Genomic DNA, 17,550 nt, shown 5'->3' with positions numbered 1-17,550 from the left:
CAACAACAAATACTTATATAAATCGTTTAAAATTCCTTTAACTATTTTTGTCAAATAGAAAGAATTAATATAGAATAGATTCTTAATGTTGAGTAAACAATATTTCTATCAAAAAAAGAAAGGGCAAAACCAAAGGACTACCTCTTGATGAAGCTTGCTCCCAGTGAAGGTATGTGCTGCGCTAACATACTTTCCACAGCAAAGGGCAGGCTTTTGTTAGGCAAAGTCTTTTTCTTCTCCATTAATTAGTTTTTCATATCCAATATCTAATAACGGCAATACTTCTAATAGAGTTCTTATCTCATGCATTGGATTCACTTCATATTTCCACATATAGTTATTTCTATTTATCCAACAAGTTGTTATTCCCACTCTGTTTGCACCTAGAATATCAGAAGAAGTATCTCCTATATGAATTACTTCTTCTGGTTCTACCTTATAATGTTCTAAAACTTTCTTAAAGATTGTTCCTTCTTTATCTTTTTTATATGATTTGATTTGTTCTGATATAAAAACCATATCAAAATTAAATTTTTCTAATAAAGGTCTTACCATTTCTATATCTGCATCACTTACCAAACATATTGGATAATCCTTACCTACAATTTCAATAAATTCATTACTATCCTCATAGAGCTCTGCAAATCCATGTTCTTCAATAAAAATTTTTGTGGCTTCCATTGGACTTAGATTGAGTTTAAGTTCTTGAAATACTTCTGTGAATTTCTCTAGAAAAATCATTTTGAAATTTATAAAATTATTCCTACTACTAACATCTTCATGAAATTTCTCTATAATTTTTTTATCTACAAGATTGGCATACTTTTCTTCTAATTCTTTTGTATACCCTTTTCCCAAAATTCTCTTCCAAATAAACTCTTTTCTTGTATAAACATTTACTAAAGTTTGAAACATATCAATACAAATAACTTTAATTTTTTTCACAAATATGACCCCATTTCAGAAAAAGATTTTGCCTAATAAGGGATTACTGACTACGCCTATGTCACCAATATTTCTAAATAGGCATGTTATTTGACTATTAATGTGGGTAATACTCGCCTATATGCGAAACATTATTTTTATATTATATCATGATTTGAAATATCTCACTAAAGATATTATATATATTAACCTATCGTAATATCGTATCCCCTGTCCTAACTCCATTTAAATCTATTACCTATTTTAAAGCAGAATATATATTTAGTTTAAATTGTAAAACCAAACGCATTTTTTACCATTTTCCGTCACATTATGTTATAATATCCCATAGGAGGGGATTATATGAAAGCTACGGGAATAGTTAGAAAATTAGATAATTTAGGGAGAATAGTTCTTCCAATGGAGCTAAGACGCACTATGTCTATAAAGACTGGTACACCTATAGAAATATTTGCAGATTTAGATAAGATTGTATTTTCTAAATATAAAGAAAGATGCTATATTTGCGGAAATGAAGATAAACTAATGGAGTTCAAAGAAAAACATATTTGTCAAAATTGTATAAACGATATTAAGAATCGCTAAAAATAAACGTCCTTTAATAATGCTGTTCTTGTCTGCTCTTCTATTTTTCAAGAAAAAACATTATAATTTAAATAAGAAAATTATCAAAATAGGTGGTGCTGTATGAAGGTTTGTATTTACCTTAGAAAATCTAGAGCTGGTGAAAATATGTCTGTTGAGGAAGTATTGAGCAGACATAAAACTACTCTTTTAGCTTATTCTAAGAAGTATAATTATAATGTTTTGGATATAAAGGAAGAAGTGGTAAGCGGTGAGTCAATTGCCAGGCGTCCCAAGATGCTTCAGCTGCTTAAGTAAGTAGAAGATAATAAATATGATGCTGTATTAGTTATGGATATGGATAGGCTCGGCAGGGGCAATATGCGTGAACAAGGGCTTATCCTAGAAACCTTTAAGGAGTTCAATACAAAGATCATCACTCCCAGAAAAACCTATGATTTGACCGATGAATTCGATGTTGTATGAATTTCTATGAACCTTTATAAATTTTATGCATAAAATAATATTGTAAGTTTTGTCAGTGATTTATGTCTTTAAGGAGATGAAAGAAATGGCTTACTCAGATAGAGAATTATTAGCAAGGATTATTAAATGTGAAGCAGGTGGAGAAGGCGACAATGGATTGCAGGCAACATCATACCACCTATAAAAAAAGAAGAAGTTTACTGACCTTCGTAAGCCTCTTCTTTTTTATTATTTTCTAATTCTCTTAAAAATTGATTTAGCAGCTTGTTTATCTCTTTTTTTAATTCCTCTTCAGTTATCTTCCCAGTATATATAACTTCATCCAAAGGCATTCCTCCTTTGGTTATATATATGATGGGATTGATTTGTCCTATAATAAAAAACTGAAAATTGGTTTTGGATTTTTTGTTTAGGTGGTTTTTGGTTTTTCGTTAAAGTCTGTGTTAATGTATAATTAAATCTTTAATTACCAAAAACTCTATTCTAGTAACTAGTGGTTAGAAATTTGTAAAAAGCAAACTCAGATTTATAGATATCTATGATTATAAACAATTTATGCTTTACTTATTTAAAACAATAATATAAATAAAATATATAATACTCTAAAATTATCAATTCCTAATAATCTTCTTTATTAAGTCTTCGTATAAATGCCTTAACTTCATCCTCTTTAATATCTTCTAATTTAGTTGAGTATTTTCTAAGTTTATCAGAATCTTTATCATGAATTTGATAAATAGCCTGATATAAATGTCTATTGTTTGTTGATGTCTCGTTTTTGTCTATGCCATGAACATCAGCCAATAATACTACACTATCTATATAATTGTTCTTATTACTTCTACAATCTTGAATTATTATTTTCACACCAGCAGTTCTAAATTTTTTACTCATTTTTAAATAACTAATAGCATTAACTGAATCTTCTAATGGCATATTGCCGCAATAAAAATATCCTATATTTCCATCAATCATGTTTTCTATATCAGTAATATTCGCATCTTCAGTTGGATTAGATAACTTTCCTAGTAAACCCTTACTCATAGTATGTACAGTATATATAAATGTTCCAAGTACAATTAATCCTATACAGAACCCCACAATAATGTAAATAGTTTTCTTTTTTTGTTTTAATGTTATTCTTTTCATTGCAAATTTCTCCTAACTATTTATTATATATAAACCTATTAAACATAGAGAGTGGTATATCCTTCTATTTTTTTACAAAAATATCGCAATTTCTGACAAAATATTGTTATTATGTTATTATTCAAAACGAAAATATAGACCGGATTTTCTAATCAATACGTTAACTAAAGTTTTAGTCCAAAAACTGAAAAAAGACGGGGAAAGCCCGGTCTAGTAATTCATTATAATTAATTCGCTATATTTCTTTCTTCCCTTACTTTCTCTACTTACAGAATATCCAACCCTAGTTTCTGCAATATTGAAGTCTTTATACCATTCTCTAATCTTAGGATGATCATTTATTGTAAGTAAAAACTTTCCTTCAATATTACTCAAAATACTATTTAATTCCTGATGATGTTCTTCTGTAAAAGGGTTTTTATATCCTGTTGTTTCAAGATAAGGTGGATCACAAAAGAAAAAAGTATGCTTTCTGTCATACCTTCTAAAAATCTCTTGAAAACTCAAATTTTCGATATAAGTATTTCTAAGTCTACTCTTTATGTTTTTAAGATGATCAGTAGTAAATATTTGAGGTTTAGGCCTACTTGTTGTACCATACCCAAAATGATTTCCTTTACTAGCAAAACTCTGAGAAAGTATATAAATGAATCTAATAGCTCTTTGAATATCAGTTAGATTTTCAGAATCCTGTTGCATATATTCATTAAATAAGTCCCTTGAACATATTTCATATTGCAGCAGTCTTGAAACTTCCTGTTCATGATATTTAATTATCTTAAATAAGTTAATAAGCTCTTTATCAATATCATTTATAACTTCGACTTTAGATGGGTCTTTACCAAAATATACCCATCCCGCTCCAAAGAAAGGCTCCACATAGCAAGTATGCTCTGGTATTAATTCTATAATCTTTTTTCTAAGTCTAGATTTTCCTCCCATTCGAGAAATTGGTGGTTTTAACATTACTATCACTCCTTCAACTTTTTTAAAATTAGTTGAAAGATGACAGCTGAAAGTAGTTATTTTAATTATTTTTCTGCAGACAAAGGAGAGTTTTCACCCTCCTTTCTGCAGCTTGATACTCACATATATTTATTGTTTCTGTTTTATTTACAAAGGAAAGTATTGCAGTCTCTAGTTCGTTAGCTGCTTTAAAATAAACTAAGCTTCTATTTCGATTTTTATCCTTTTTAATCTTCTGGATATTAAATCCTTTCGCTACTAGAAATACTATTAAGTCTTTATCTGTGATTAGTTTTAAGTTGTTTGGTGTAATCATCCTCCTTTGATTTTGCCATCCAAATTAATATTTTATTTCCTTTTTACAAATGGTAAATCTAGTCCAGATGTATCAGGATTATTTAATATCCCTAATACAACCCCTATAGAACAAACTGCCTTTACAGTTGTCATAACCCTTTCACTATCTACTTCTACGCCATTTGTAACTAATATAAGCACTACAAGTGATACTAAAGTTATTATTGTCCCGGGATTTTTTAACCTTTTTAACATAATTATCATCCTCCTATTTATTTTGAACATACCAAAAAAAGAAACCTACAAGTGAGGTTCCTCCTAGCATTACTAATGCTTTTATCCAAGCTGTTAAATTTTCAAGCTGCTTAATTAAATTATCAATCTTCTCTCCCATCTTTGCATCATTAACCTCTAAATTTCCTATCCTTTTTTCATGATCATCTAATTTGCTTACTACTTCTTGGTGTCTATCACAAATATTCATTATGGCACCTGCTTTCCTAGTCTAGTAGCCCTAACTTATCAAAAAACACCATCAACTGTTCTTCAGTTACCTGGGTCTTAGGGCCAATTCCGTCATTAATACCTTTTTCAACTGCCTTTTCCCATGAAGATTTTGCCCAGTGAGATACTTCTTCATCTATCTCGTCTTTGTAGGCTTTTTCCAAAACTTCCTTCATAGGAAATTTTAAACCTGGGCAGGTTTTTGTAGAAAATTCATTGTGTCCGTGTATAGGTAACTGACCATATCTGATTTTAACATCATTTAGCAATTTATAAAGAGTATGGAGCTGATTTGCGTTGGGTCTATATTTATCGAAGTTTCCAACTAAACATATACCAATGGATTTTGCATTTTGACCTATAGTATGGGCTCCTACTTCCTTTTCGTCACGTCCCTTATGTAATTTACCATCGGTTGTAATAAGGTAGTGATATCCAATATCTTTCCATCCCTTAGTTTTAACATGATACTTTCTAATTGATTCAAAGGTTCCTTCATTTGTGGCACTATGGTGGAGAATTATTTTATTTGGATTATTCATTTTACACCTCCTAGATTTGACATAAAAAATACACCTTCATGGGTGTTATTTAATAATGTCTATTTAACTATATTTTCTATAAAAACAAACTGCCTATCATATATTTTAATAGGCAGTTTAATAATACTTACTATACTTTTACATGAATTATTAGGCATTAGAGATTTGAATAATAATACAAAACTGTATGCAGGAATTATTCGAAAACATCAAATAATATTCTATAAGCTTGTTTAGGAATACCATATCTGTGTTCTACTAATATATAATAGGTTTCATTTGGACGAATATAAATATCATAGATTCTTTCATCTTCGCCTTTACCTAATTCTGATGAACCAAGCATACGTCCGCGATCATCATATAAATATATGTCGTAATCCACATCTTCATCTCTTAAACGCAAAACTATAGCACTCCCACCTCTTTTCTCTGACCTAACTTTAAACCAATCTACTTTATCTGATTCGGACACTATTCCATCAATAGATATATGATATTCGTTCTCCTTAACTGTATATGGTCCATCTGCAGTACTTCTCGAATTATTAGGTTCCTGCTCAAAATACCTCTCAGTTGCAAAAGCAACTGTCCCCGTGGAAAGTACCATACAAATTACACACAAAAACACTAAAAACTTTTTCATTTTTCTTTTGTCCTCCTTTAATTGTTATTTTTTACTCTTGTATTATCAGTAAGATATAAATCTCTTATACCTACACCTACATAGTAACACAACTTCCAAGAAATAAATGTCGATAAATGTACTATTTTATATATTTTACATAATTTATTATATTTTTTAAAATATATCCAATAATGTAAATATATTTTTAATACTGTAGTTAAATGTTTACCTTCAATTAAGCTTTTGGCAGTGTTGATAAAATACCCTTATCAAAATATTTACTTTCTTCCATCATAATTCAATTGTGAAAGTTCCTGCTTTATCTTATCAATAAATGTAGGTATATTGCTTCCAAAGTTTACTTCAAGTTTAAAGCCATCAGCTTCATATACTTCTGTTACTTCTGTAATTCTAACATCAATTGTTAAATTCCAGCTCTTGTTTTGTACCGTTACTTTATCGCCTAAATCAAAGTCTTTTTCATATTTAAAAGGACCATAGGTAAGTATTTCTCCTTCTAATGTTTTTATCTGGGGTGTTTCAGCTAGCTTTTGATTTCCTCTGGTTTGTAATTCTTCAATGGTTGTAATATCCCTAGCATCTATAAAGGTTTCTATTCTATCTATTCCTGCAGCTTTTCCAGTCTCTACTATCTGCCTATCTGCTCCTTCTCCTCTTCCCCCAACATATCCATAATTTTTATATCCTATATCAGAATCAACATAATGTTGGGTTTTTATATTATCAAATTCATATGAAAAAATAACAGGGCTATTAACTGTTTGATTTATAGTTAAATCCCTGCCTTCATATATATCAATATCTATTTTTTTAGTTTCATGGTTTAAATTCGTTTTAATTCCTATATCAGAAATACTGCATATTTCCTGGATTTCTTCAGAAAGATTTTTATATCTACTCTTCCAGGATAAATTAATTCCCCTATTTTTATTTGGAAGAATATTTAAAAATGATATGTTTCTATTAGTATCTAAAGCATTTACAATACTATTTTTTATATAATGTTTTATTACTGTCTCAGCATTTCCTTTAATAGAGTCATGGTCACTTTCTGGAGGGGGCAGAATAATTCTTTGGGTAAACAAATGATCTATTGTATAGCCTTTAATTAAAAGTGTTTCCGATGCCTTCCCTTGCTCATTAAGGTTTATTTCCCTATGCCTTATTATCCCTATCTTGTTAGAATCATTTCCAAGCAAAATCATATTTCCCTTTTCTAAATATCTTGTATTTTGCTTATGTTTATTTACTGTTAATTGAAATTCTCCATATTTAAGATATTTTCTTGTAAATATAAGGCTTTCATAATTATCTATTTCAGCCAGTAATTCAATAGATGGTGTAAATATTCTAACTGGTTTCATGCTTCACCTACTTTCAAAAATGAAAAAGGAGCATAAAAAATACACTCTTTTTCCAAGGGAAATTACTCATTTTCTGCAATGACTTGCTCTACGACTTCTTTTAAATTTCCTAAGACTGGAATTTGATCCTCTGTATATATTCCTGCTAGAATCAGTGGAACCCATACGTTTTTTACCAGGGCTGAATTTTTAGTAAATGTCATCTTACTCACCTCCTGCCATCATCATCGTTATTTCTGCTAAGGCTTGCTGCAACCCTTGGACTTTAGTCTCAAGCTTTTGGAACTCTAAATATTGAGGTGAATCCACATATTCCCACCACACTGTATTTTCAGCCTTATTCGCTCTTATTACTGCCGTTTTTCCTGCAGGTATTTCCTTAGGGGGTAATTCTTCTACTGCTACAGCTCTTGCTTTATCTTCTTCCGTTAAAACTCTTTCATCATAAACTATACTTCCACCTTCAAATACATATAACATTTTCATTCCTCCTACTCTTTTTCATAACCTTTGACCTGAAATGTCTGGGTTAGTTTTTCAATGTAATAACCTGTCGCCAGATAAACATTATGTTCATCATCTATTTTAATGTCAGCGATATTATCCCTTGCCTGATAACGCCATAATTCCTCACCTCTTTCAGTTAATTTAACTAGAGTTTTGTTAGTATCAACAGCATAAATAGCTCCATCCAAACCTTGTACTGTTCTCAAATAGGATTTAACATCTTTTATGGTAAATGAATGCATGTGCCCACCAGAATATTTATTAAATACTTGAATGCTAGTACCACTAAGATCATAGATAAAATCACCGTAAACATTAAATATGGCCTTTGCTCCATTAAAATAATAGAGACATATTAAGGTATCAATATTATATAGTCTATCCAGTGCCAATACTGTATGGTCATCCCAAAGGTATAATTTATGAAACACACCACTAATACCTATTTCTTTTACATTTAAAACACTTCCTTCAGGAGATATTTTAACTAAGTAGTCATTTCTATTTGATCTGTTTGTAATACTAACTAGAATTATTCCTTCGCTATTTACCACTAAATCTGTTACCTTCCCCGTTGTTTCTGATATGCTGCATGACCACTGCTCTACTCCAAGGGAATCTAATTTTTTCAATGTTTGTGAATCATCAGCAACAAAAACATTCCCCTTATTATCTGCCCTAACAAAGTTCATAATCCGGTCATGGTCATATATCCACTGCTGTTTACCTAGGGCATTAAACTTTCTTACTGTACAATCATCACTGGCACCATATAAATTGCCGTTTCTATCTACATCTATAGAATTAATTGTTCCTTCAAATTGATGAGGAATAAAATTTGACCACTGCTGTTCTGTTGATAAAACTCTTGCTGTGTGCTGTCGCAACACAAAGATTTTCCCTAGTTCTTTATCAAAACCAAAACCTTCAATATCATTGTTACTAATGCTGCAATTTTCACGCCAGATAAAATCAGACAGTTGATTATCAAGCTTGGTAATTTCTTGGTCAGAAACTGTATATATATTATTTCCACTATCAATGAACAAATTATATACATTACATACATTGGCATTGGTTCGCTCAAATATAGGTTCCCCTGTTTGATAACTATGCTTTCGAAGGATCCTTTTGCTATCTATTGAATAAAAATGATTAGTACCCGATTCAATGGCAAGTGCATACGAATCGTAATTATTAGGTATAGTATAGGAATATATGTCAGCTCCCGTCGAGCAGTTAAGCCTTTTAATTATACTATTACCATAACTTACAATAACTGTAGTTTCATTAACTGCTAACCCCATTACATAATCTGAAACTGATGCTGTTTCCCAAATTTTATCCCCATTAGTTCTTTTAAATTTATAGACTTTAGAACCACTAGAATAACGCTCTCCAACATAAACACCAGATGTTTCTACTGCTATACATCCAATATTTCGAGATGTTGATGCTTCCCAAATTATACTTCCATCTAAAGCGTATTTATACAGTTTTGTGTTTTGTGCAAGATAATAACTATCGTCAGTAGATGCAAGGTCAGGTATCATGTGTGCTGAAGAAGATGAGTGGGTATTATCAGCTATTACCTCCCCAGAAAGGGCATCATAAATTGTCACCCCTAAACTGTGCAATACATACACTTTTCCATTGTGATAATGATTTACACCCTTGCGGTCAGACAGAATTCCTAGGGAACGATGAGTAAAAGGTAATCCCATCCCCTTTAATTTATCTGAAGCTATAATCGGAATTAATCCTTCAATAGGTATAACACCTGGGTCTGACAATCCCCTTCCCAAGCCATGTAATACTAAATCATTCATCCGTAATTACCTCCTCTATCCAGTCTCCTACTTCGTTGTATTTTTGCTTATATACAGCGACCCCATCAACTGTTTCTCCATCAGTACCATAATAAGTAACTGTGCGATTTGTATATCGTGGGGAATTCCCCCCACTTAATACAGACTTTTTAGCTAAAGTTCCATCCTGACGGTGCCATTCAATAGTAGTAAAGATCCCTTTTTCATCTTTCCCAGAACGATATGTGTTTGCCAAATCTCCATGGGCTGAAAAGTCAGCTTCATGCTGCCTAAAAAGGCTCCAAGGCACTAGGTCAGCTGTTTCGTTAGTAATTTCCTGTATGCGGTCAAACCACTCTTTCCACTCTACATAGAAATCCCCATTAGGCTCACCAGTTTTACTTTCCAGCCAAGCATCCCAAAGGTTTTTATAAACTTCTGGATGATTAGCCCACCAAGCATCCCATTGTTCCTGCATCCACTGGGTTTCACTTGCTATATCTTGAGGCAAAAGTAGCTTTCCACTAATATAGCAATCCACCGCTTCTGGTTGACTTGCTTTACCTTCAATAATCTCTTGAGATACTATAATCTGATCAAATACTGATGCTTGATAAGATTCCCCTGCAGAAAGAACTTTATCCCTCATCACATATGCACCAGCCATCTTCAAACTCACATTTTGTGCTGTTTCTGATAAATTGGTTAAAATTATAGATTTTAATATTACTACCCTATTATTTGGTACTTGATACAAAGGCTCAAAAGCATTTAATAATGTTCCTTTATTAAGTCGTACTGCACTTCCCATATACTACATTCCTCCCCATGTATTGATTACAGCTAACCCTTCTAACCTACGCCATTTTCCATCACTGATTTCCACTTCCAGATTATTACCGCTAATACGTAAGCCGTGGGTTTCCTCTCTTACTGTACGATCTCGATGGGCTTTAAAATGACTACGTGGCACTAGGTTGCTAACATCTTGAATTTCTTCAAACCACTCTTTCCACTCTACATAAAACTCTCCATTCGGTGTCGCCAATTTATCCTCTACCCAAGTTCGCCAAACTTTAAGAGCTTCTTTCTTAAACCATGAATCCCATACCTTTCGTACTTCATCAAACCAACTTTTCCACTGTATATAAAACTCCCCATCAGGTGTTGCTAGTTTTTCCTTTGTCCAATTACTCCAGGTAGTCTGAAAAGCTAAAAATTTGCTCTGCAGTGAAGCTAGAAAAGCAGTGTATTCGATATCAATATTCTGTTTTTTACTAGCCATATACTTCAACCAGATGGTTAGTTGTTCATTTCCTTGTGCTCTTTTTGCATCTAGATAAATTTTCCATTCATTAAATAGTTCTGTAGTATCTACTTGTTCAAATAAATGTGTAACAAAACCACAAACTTCGTTATTTAGTCTTTCATCAGTTATCTGGTGTGCTTCTATAAAACTTTTCCCAGCAAGGATTTCCACTTGCGCTAAAGCCAACTCATAGATGTTTTCATCACGAGTTAGTTCTGGCACTTGGGGTGTTTCGGCTGGAGTGCCGGTTAAAATAAAGGCCTTTACATAGCGATTTTCCAAGGTCTTATCTAATCTTATTACTACCCTATCAATGCGATTGTACTTAGCATGTGCACTTTGGTGGTATAGTTTTAAAGGCTCCATATCAATTTTATAAAGATAGCCTTCAACCCAGGCATAACCAGGAAGAATATGAGTTTTCATGTCCTGCCCTTGTGCACCAACTTTCAAGTCGTCCCCATCACCATTAAAAACACCGTTTCTAATAAATCGCCTAAAATACTCCGCAAATTCATCGGCACTATAATTCCTTTCATCATCCATGGTACTATCAAAAAACATATATTTCTCTGCCAATTTCTCACCTTCTTTCTAAACCCCGGTATATCTATTTCTATATGTTACTTTCACCTTTGTTTTCTGGGAGTCATTTAAAGATTCGTATGAAAGAATATTTTCTCCTGGAACTAAACTCCAAAACACTGAATCAAGCTCAATATATCCAAATGCATTTTCAATGCTGCCATTTAGCCTTTCAATTTCAACTTTTTTATTCCCAAAGGTTGTATCTATTTTTAATATTTCACCTTCTAGAAGCTCTTTTTTAACCTTTATAAGTTCCCCTGTTGTTTCATTATGAATAGTAGGATTACTACCTGGGCCATAGAATTCTATCTTAACTGGAGTTGATACATCACCACTATTAACTATTTTTTTCTTCTTCCCACGATAGCTGAAGGTTGTAGGTAGTCGTAAGCCAAATTTTATTCCTCCCATTAGATATGAAAGTTCCTCTCCTTCAATAAAAGTATCTAGCCAAAATGGACTAGGAGCTATTAAGCTTATAATACAAGGCTGTACATTCGGCCTTGTTTTTCCCCATACTGGAGCTTTTTCAACCACTACTGATAGTATTTTTTCAGTATTATTATTAATATATTTTATAAAACCTTTAATCTTTGGATTAAAGGTTTTTGATAACTGCTGCCTATATTCATAAAGCTGATTTTGGTTCTTACTCAGAATAACTACCTCTAATGTTAAATATCTTGATTCTAGTAACGTATCTATGTGGGTTTCTCCATCTTGAAAAGGAGCCTTTTGCATTTGTACATCAGTATTAACTGCACCAGTCCCTTCTATAGTTTGTAAAAAAAAAGGCTTAGTATTTGTTAGTTTAATACTTTGCCCTTTCTCATTCGTATAGATTATGCTTTGCATATTTGACCTCCTACCATAACATCCCAAGTTCCCTACTAGCAGCTTTAATTTTTCTTGCTGTTTCAGCAGGACTTAAAGGTTGTAAACTGTTTATAGTGAGATTCTGTGTAACACCTCGATTAACACCATCTAATTTACTAGCAATAGCATCTGCTAATTTATTGTAGTTTATATCAATTTTAATATTATTACTATTATTCTTATAAGCTTCACCCGACATAATTCTTCGAGTCTGTGTATTAGTAAATATCTTAGTGTGCCTAGGTAAATCAAGTAATTGTTTACCAGTAGCCACATAAGAACGCCCACTGGGTTCTTGTATTAACTCGTTACCTTTTTCAGATACCCAAGTCAATCCACCTTCAAAGTCATTAGTTCCGATTGCATTTCCTGTTATAGCTTTTTTTGCACTTGAATATACTGTTTTAACTTTTCTTGTAATTTTTAAAACTTTGTCTTTAACCTTCATACCGTTAAACTCTTTTATTTTATCTATTGCATTCTTAGCTTTATCTATTATGCTGCCAAAAATATCTTTCATTTTGTCAACATAATACTCAACTTCTTCTTTCGTTTCTTCTATTGCATCTACTGTAACTTCCTTAACTTTTTCAACTTTTTCTTTTACATCAGTTCTAATATTCTCCCATGCTTCTGATATATTTGTTCCCATTTTCTTTATAAATTTTACTACATCGTCTTTCATTTCAATAGTTTTAGTAATAACATCTTCCTTCATGAGCTGCCACTTGGATTTAACTTCTCCTGTTTCCCAAATAACCTCATTAATATGCTCGCTTGCTTGTTTCTTAGCTTCTTCCACAACTTTATTATGCATTTTTTCTGCTTTGTCTTTAGCTTCATTATACTGTCTTTTTGCTTCTTCTATTAACTTTTCAGCCTGTTCCTCTGAAATTATACCCATTACATCTCGTTGTTTGATTATTTCTTTTATAGTGTCTTTACGTTGCTGTTCAGCTTCTTTTATAGTTTTTTCCTTTTGCTCTATACTATTTTTAACAACTTCTGCTTTTTGTTCTAAAGTAATTCTATCAGCTTCACTTTTTAGTCGTTCAAATATAGCTTTTTGCTCTATTTCACTATCAGACAGTGTTTCTATTGCTATTTTAGACATTTCCCCTTGTATTCTATTTATTTCTCTCTTTTCTTCCTCAGATAAAGTACGTTTTTTGTTGCTTGCAATAGTAAAAATTTCATTAATTCTATTTTGACCTTCTGTAGTTTTAGTTTGCATTTCAGTATATTTATTGTTAACAGTATTAAGTATAGCTTTCTTTTCTTCTTCTGTTAGAGTTTTGCTTTCAGAAAACAACTGATTTAAAGTTGATAGTGTATTATTTTTATGGGTTTCAATCTCTTTATTTGTAGAAGATGATAATTCTTCATATTTGCCTATAACATTATTTTTCATTTCTTCTGTAACGCCTTCTACACTTAAATAGGCTGTGGTCAATTGACCTGTTAATTCGTTGTTTTTAGAAATATAATCATCAATAGCTGTTTTCATTTCTTCCTTTGATTGTTTAAAATTATCTGTTGTCTCTTTTGCTTTATCTGCAACTACACCCTCTGAATTTGCCAGTGTCTCTAAATCCTGTGAAGTATCTAATGCCATATCTCCCATAGCATTTATTGAATCACTTGCACCGCTGCTTGATGTACTTGCCTTTTTAGATTCTTGCTCCAATGAAGATATTTTCTTATTAAGTCCTTCTAAAGCTATCTTTTGTTCATCAACTACACTCTTGACATTTAGCATTTGATCAATAGCATCCTGAGAAGTTTGCTTTTCACTATTAAGCCCATCAATAATTTTAGAACTCATGCTCTGCCCTGCATCTTGCCATTTTGGAGTATATGTGTTTAATAGTTTAACTAATTCCTTTTGGTTTCCATCTAATATTAATTTTCTTGCTTCTGATTCAGTGTTTTCTGTGGATTTTAATTTTTCATAGTGTTTCTTTGTTTCCTCTATTTCTGCCTTTAACCCCTCTATTACTTCTTTATTCTTAGCTAATTCATTAGCCTTTTTATTGTCGTATTCTGCTTTTAATTCGTCTTTTTTCTTGCCTGTCTGCTCTTTTATAGCGTCCATTTCTTCCTTTAACGATTCCTTTTGCTGCTTTCTTTCTTCAAGTATTTTCTCCCTCTCACGTTCAAGTAAAAACTTATTTAGTTCTTCTTTAGCCCTTTTTCTTTCTTCGTCATTATTGGCTTCTTCTACTGCTTGCTTTAGTCTGGCTTGTTTTTTCTTTGATTCCTGTTCTCTTAGAGCTTTTTCCTCTGCTTGTGTCTTAGCGTCTATGGCATCTATCTCAGATTGTATTGCTTGTAATCGGTCATATTCTTCTTTATCTATGACCTTTAATTTAGCCATATACTCTTTATCATATTGCTTAATAATTTTATTGCTTGCGTTTTCTTGTGCTTCTATTTGTCTATTCAAGCTATTTATTTCAGCTTCTTCTATATCCTCATATTTCTTCTTAACTGCTTCAACAACCTTATTTGCAAATCTATCAAGCTTATCTACATTAACTTGTATACTGTCTTCTATACCTTTTGCAATTTTTTTAGCTTGATCTAATACATCATCTTCCCCATCTTCCATACCAATTTTAAGTCCTTCATCTATATATCTTCCATATTCCTGCATTACACGAGAAGGAGAATGTATTCCCATTACTTTTTTAAAGCCATTTTTTATTTTGTTGGCTAAGCTTTTCATATAGTCGATTACTTCATGGGCTTTGTTGGTTATGCCATTTTTTAGACCTTGTATAATATAAGCTCCCATTTCTTTCATTTTTGAAGGAACTCTTTTTAATGCATATATTGAATTTTTACCAAAATCCTTAATTTTTCCTACTATTTTACCTAATCTTCCACCGGTTATATTATCTAGTGTTTCAAAGCCTTTCTTCCACACACTTATATATCCTTTTGTGTATGTTATCATTACGCCTTTTATGCCGCCACCATTTTTTTCTATTTCTTTAGATATTAAATTCCATGTTTTTCTTGTATTATCTTTTAATTTAGTCCAAGTTTCAGATACTTTTTTTCTTGTGCTTTCCCAAGCTTTACCTATTCCATTACCAACTATTTTTGCCACTGCTTTAAGACCTTCCCAGGCCTTTTGTAATGCCTTTCTAACCGTTTCGTTTTTGAAATACAATGCGGTCAATATTGCTATTAAACCTGCAACTGCTGTAATTACTAGACCTATAGGATTAGCAGTTAATGCCGCATTGAGTAACCACTGGGCCGCTGTAACTGCCTTTGTGGCAGCTGCCCCTGCTATCATAGCCCCTTTTTGTGCTGCCATACTAGCTGTGCTAGCAATAGTTTTGGCTGTATTTTTTATGTTAGCCAGTTCTAGGGCCTTAATTGTTTTTATCATTTTACTTCCAACTTCAATACTTGTACCTATAGCACTGGCAAATTTGCCTATTACTAATATTCCTACTCCAACACCACTTGTTAATAATCCTATTGTTGTGATTAGTTTCTTCTGTCCTTCATCTAAAGATTGTACCCAATTAACAAATCCCTGCATTTTTTCAACCATTTGATTTACTGTTGGAGCTAATATTTTCCCAAAAGATATAGCTAAATTTTTCAAAGAATTGACTAAGTCGGCTATGCTGTCTTTGGTTCCTCTATTCATCTTTTCAAAGGCTTTTTCCGTAGTTCCAGTTGAATTTTTCATTGCTTCCAAAGCTCCACTAAAGTCCTCTGATCCCTTCGTTGCAAGTACAGTTACAGAGTTTAATGCTTCAACTGATCCAAAAAGTTTTGCCATCTGTTCTTCATTTCCACCAGTTTTATTTCTTATTTCATCTAAAAATTCAGCCCATCCAATTGATTTTAGGTGAGCTGAATTAAATTCTAATCCTAATTTGGCAGCTAGTTCAGAAGCTTGCTTTGAAGGTTTTAATATATTTGAATAAGCTGCTTTAAGTCCTGTAATTGCCTGTGATGTTTGAATACCATTTTTAGTTAGTGTAGCTATGGATGCAAATAGTTCTTCTGTAGATACTTCTAATTTAGATGCTATAGGTATTACATTTCCTATACTTTGAGCCATTTCTCCAAAAGTAGTTTTACCATAATTCTGTGCTTGGAGCATTTGATCAGCAACGCTTTTGAAAGCTTTTTTTCCCTTTAACCCATAAGCATTCATTACTGTAGTCAAACCATCAACTGCGGTTGTTGTATCGGTAAAGCCACCTTCTGCGGCTTTGGTGGACACTTCTACATAGTCCAATGCATTTGCAGTATCTCCAGTAGCACTTATTGTCTGATACAAAGCTTCATTAAGCTCAGTTGCAGCTATTCCAGTATCATTAGATAGTTTTAATACGCCCTTATTTAATTGGCTTATAGATTTAACTGTAGTATCTGCAATAGTGGCAACCTTGTTACTGCTTTCTTCAAAATCTCCACTAAATTTTACGGCAGCAGTTCCAGCCGCTACTATAGGTATACTCAATTTACTTGTTAAGTCCTTACCAACTCTACTTAATCTATTTCCAACAGATTTCATCTTTTTGCTTGCTTTATCTAATTTATCGCTTAATTGTTTCCATCTACTGCCTTGTTCCTTTATATCTTTATTTACTTTGTTTAGTTGGTTTTGCATTTTAGTCATTTCTGTTTTAGCCCTATTAAGTTGAACTAGCATATTTTGTGTTTCTTTGTTATCGTCACCTTTTGCTTTCTTTACTTTCTCATATTGTTCTGATAGAAGCCTAACCTTATCTTGTTGAACTTCTAGCTTCTTTGACAAGGATTGAGATTTTAATTTCATTTGATCTAGGCCTTTTTCAAATCCACCCATCTCGGCTTTAGATTTTTTAAACTCTGAATCTAAAACTCTTAGACTTCTATTTATTTGTGCAATTCCTTTTTTAAAATCCGAACTACTTAAACCAACTTCAACATTTACCCCTGAATTTTCTTTTGCCACTATACCACCTGCCTTAGGCAAAAA

The 17,550-nt window shown here is 32.3% G+C and carries 18 protein-coding genes and 1 pseudogene; 2 read left to right on the top strand and 17 right to left on the bottom strand.

Features of this window, described 5'->3' with window-relative positions; translation table 11 throughout:
- Positions 1-216: 216 nt before the first annotated feature.
- A complete protein-coding gene (locus B5X81_RS08570; protein WP_079490971.1) occupies positions 217-945 on the bottom strand; it encodes an HAD family hydrolase in 729 nt (242 codons plus the stop codon).
- A gap of 342 nt (positions 946-1,287) precedes the next feature.
- On the opposite strand from B5X81_RS08570, the gene B5X81_RS08565 reads away from it, so the two are divergent.
- Both B5X81_RS08565 and B5X81_RS28675 read left to right on the top strand, forming a co-directional pair.
- The gene (locus B5X81_RS08565; protein WP_079490970.1) at positions 1,288-1,530 is read left to right on the top strand and encodes an AbrB/MazE/SpoVT family DNA-binding domain-containing protein; all 243 of its coding nucleotides are present in this window, start codon (positions 1,288-1,290) and stop codon (positions 1,528-1,530) included.
- 102 nt (positions 1,531-1,632) lie between these two features.
- Positions 1,633-1,986: pseudogene (locus B5X81_RS28675) on the top strand (recombinase family protein); the annotation flags it as partial.
- A gap of 206 nt (positions 1,987-2,192) precedes the next feature.
- On the opposite strand, the gene B5X81_RS28390 reads toward B5X81_RS28675, so the two are convergent.
- The 16 genes from B5X81_RS28390 to B5X81_RS08485 all read right to left on the bottom strand — a co-directional run bounded on the left by B5X81_RS28390 (position 2,193) and on the right by B5X81_RS08485 (position 17,526).
- Positions 2,193-2,321 (bottom strand): hypothetical protein, encoded by a 129-nt coding sequence (locus tag B5X81_RS28390; RefSeq protein WP_280175257.1) that lies wholly within the window; start codon positions 2,319-2,321, stop codon positions 2,193-2,195.
- Positions 2,322-2,613: 292 nt separating this feature from the next.
- Positions 2,614-3,144, bottom strand: a complete 531-nt coding sequence (locus B5X81_RS08550) for a hypothetical protein (protein WP_079490968.1) — start codon at positions 3,142-3,144, stop codon at positions 2,614-2,616.
- 210 nt (positions 3,145-3,354) lie between these two features.
- On the bottom strand, positions 3,355-4,110 hold the full coding sequence (locus B5X81_RS08545; protein ID WP_079490967.1) for a DNA adenine methylase: 756 nt from the start codon (positions 4,108-4,110) through the stop codon (positions 3,355-3,357).
- A 61-nt stretch (positions 4,111-4,171) separates the two neighbouring features.
- Positions 4,172-4,426 (bottom strand): DUF5659 domain-containing protein, encoded by a 255-nt coding sequence (locus tag B5X81_RS08540; protein WP_079490965.1) that lies wholly within the window; start codon positions 4,424-4,426, stop codon positions 4,172-4,174.
- A gap of 32 nt (positions 4,427-4,458) precedes the next feature.
- Positions 4,459-4,662 (bottom strand): hypothetical protein, encoded by a 204-nt coding sequence (locus B5X81_RS08535; protein ID WP_244282039.1) that lies wholly within the window; start codon positions 4,660-4,662, stop codon positions 4,459-4,461.
- A 13-nt stretch (positions 4,663-4,675) separates the two neighbouring features.
- Complete coding sequence (locus B5X81_RS08530) at positions 4,676-4,891, bottom strand: hemolysin XhlA family protein (RefSeq protein WP_079490963.1); 216 nt, start codon at positions 4,889-4,891, stop codon at positions 4,676-4,678.
- Between the two features lie 16 nt (positions 4,892-4,907).
- Positions 4,908-5,453 carry an N-acetylmuramoyl-L-alanine amidase gene (locus B5X81_RS08525; protein WP_079490962.1) on the bottom strand — a complete coding sequence of 182 codons (546 nt, stop codon included), beginning with the start codon at positions 5,451-5,453 and terminating at the stop codon, positions 4,908-4,910.
- 196 nt (positions 5,454-5,649) lie between these two features.
- Positions 5,650-6,099, bottom strand: coding sequence for a hypothetical protein (locus tag B5X81_RS08520; RefSeq protein WP_079490960.1), 450 nt, complete (start codon positions 6,097-6,099; stop codon positions 5,650-5,652).
- Between the two features lie 260 nt (positions 6,100-6,359).
- Positions 6,360-7,466 (bottom strand): siphovirus ReqiPepy6 Gp37-like family protein, encoded by a 1,107-nt coding sequence (locus B5X81_RS08515; protein ID WP_079490959.1) that lies wholly within the window; start codon positions 7,464-7,466, stop codon positions 6,360-6,362.
- Positions 7,467-7,528: 62 nt separating this feature from the next.
- On the bottom strand, positions 7,529-7,669 hold the full coding sequence (locus B5X81_RS27355; protein ID WP_170917335.1) for a hypothetical protein: 141 nt from the start codon (positions 7,667-7,669) through the stop codon (positions 7,529-7,531).
- 1 nt (position 7,670) lies between these two features.
- Positions 7,671-7,946, bottom strand: a complete 276-nt coding sequence (locus tag B5X81_RS08510) for a hypothetical protein (RefSeq protein WP_079490957.1) — start codon at positions 7,944-7,946, stop codon at positions 7,671-7,673.
- A gap of 11 nt (positions 7,947-7,957) precedes the next feature.
- On the bottom strand, positions 7,958-9,802 hold the full coding sequence (locus B5X81_RS08505; protein WP_079490956.1) for an outer membrane protein assembly factor BamB family protein: 1,845 nt from the start codon (positions 9,800-9,802) through the stop codon (positions 7,958-7,960).
- Positions 9,795-10,592 carry a hypothetical protein gene (locus tag B5X81_RS08500; protein ID WP_079490954.1) on the bottom strand — a complete coding sequence of 266 codons (798 nt, stop codon included), beginning with the start codon at positions 10,590-10,592 and terminating at the stop codon, positions 9,795-9,797. Before B5X81_RS08500 ends, B5X81_RS08505 begins: the two co-directional genes overlap by 8 nt.
- A 3-nt stretch (positions 10,593-10,595) precedes the next feature.
- A complete protein-coding gene (locus B5X81_RS08495; protein ID WP_208985025.1) occupies positions 10,596-11,669 on the bottom strand; it encodes a hypothetical protein in 1,074 nt (357 codons plus the stop codon).
- Positions 11,670-11,684: 15 nt separating this feature from the next.
- Entirely contained in the window at positions 11,685-12,533 is an 849-nt protein-coding gene (locus B5X81_RS08490) for a phage tail family protein (protein ID WP_079490952.1), read from the bottom strand.
- A 10-nt stretch (positions 12,534-12,543) separates the two neighbouring features.
- Positions 12,544-17,526, bottom strand: coding sequence for a phage tail tape measure protein (locus B5X81_RS08485; RefSeq protein WP_079490950.1), 4,983 nt, complete (start codon positions 17,524-17,526; stop codon positions 12,544-12,546).
- Positions 17,527-17,550 lie beyond the last annotated feature (24 nt).

It is taken from the genome of Maledivibacter halophilus (assembly GCF_900167445.1).
GTDB lineage: Bacteria > Bacillota > Clostridia > Peptostreptococcales > Caminicellaceae > Maledivibacter > Maledivibacter halophilus.
This window is presented reverse-complemented; position numbering and strand designations above follow the sequence as displayed.

Coding starts and splice junctions, on each gene's coding strand:
- B5X81_RS08530 (WP_079490963.1), bottom strand. CDS start 4,891: ATGAATATTTGTGATAGACACCAAGAAGTAGTAAGCAAATTAGATGAT.
- B5X81_RS08510 (WP_079490957.1), bottom strand. CDS start 7,946: ATGTTATATGTATTTGAAGGTGGAAGTATAGTTTATGATGAAAGAGTT.
- B5X81_RS08550 (WP_079490968.1), bottom strand. CDS start 3,144: ATGAAAAGAATAACATTAAAACAAAAAAAGAAAACTATTTACATTATT.
- B5X81_RS08490 (WP_079490952.1), bottom strand. CDS start 12,533: ATGCAAAGCATAATCTATACGAATGAGAAAGGGCAAAGTATTAAACTA.
- B5X81_RS08525 (WP_079490962.1), bottom strand. CDS start 5,453: ATGAATAATCCAAATAAAATAATTCTCCACCATAGTGCCACAAATGAA.
- B5X81_RS27355 (WP_170917335.1), bottom strand. CDS start 7,669: ATGACATTTACTAAAAATTCAGCCCTGGTAAAAAACGTATGGGTTCCA.
- B5X81_RS08535 (WP_244282039.1), bottom strand. CDS start 4,662: ATGTTAAAAAGGTTAAAAAATCCCGGGACAATAATAACTTTAGTATCA.
- B5X81_RS08540 (WP_079490965.1), bottom strand. CDS start 4,426: ATGATTACACCAAACAACTTAAAACTAATCACAGATAAAGACTTAATA.
- B5X81_RS08505 (WP_079490956.1), bottom strand. CDS start 9,802: ATGAATGATTTAGTATTACATGGCTTGGGAAGGGGATTGTCAGACCCA.
- B5X81_RS08545 (WP_079490967.1), bottom strand. CDS start 4,110: ATGTTAAAACCACCAATTTCTCGAATGGGAGGAAAATCTAGACTTAGA.
- B5X81_RS08515 (WP_079490959.1), bottom strand. CDS start 7,466: ATGAAACCAGTTAGAATATTTACACCATCTATTGAATTACTGGCTGAA.
- B5X81_RS08520 (WP_079490960.1), bottom strand. CDS start 6,099: ATGAAAAAGTTTTTAGTGTTTTTGTGTGTAATTTGTATGGTACTTTCC.
- B5X81_RS08500 (WP_079490954.1), bottom strand. CDS start 10,592: ATGGGAAGTGCAGTACGACTTAATAAAGGAACATTATTAAATGCTTTT.
- B5X81_RS08565 (WP_079490970.1), top strand. CDS start 1,288: ATGAAAGCTACGGGAATAGTTAGAAAATTAGATAATTTAGGGAGAATA.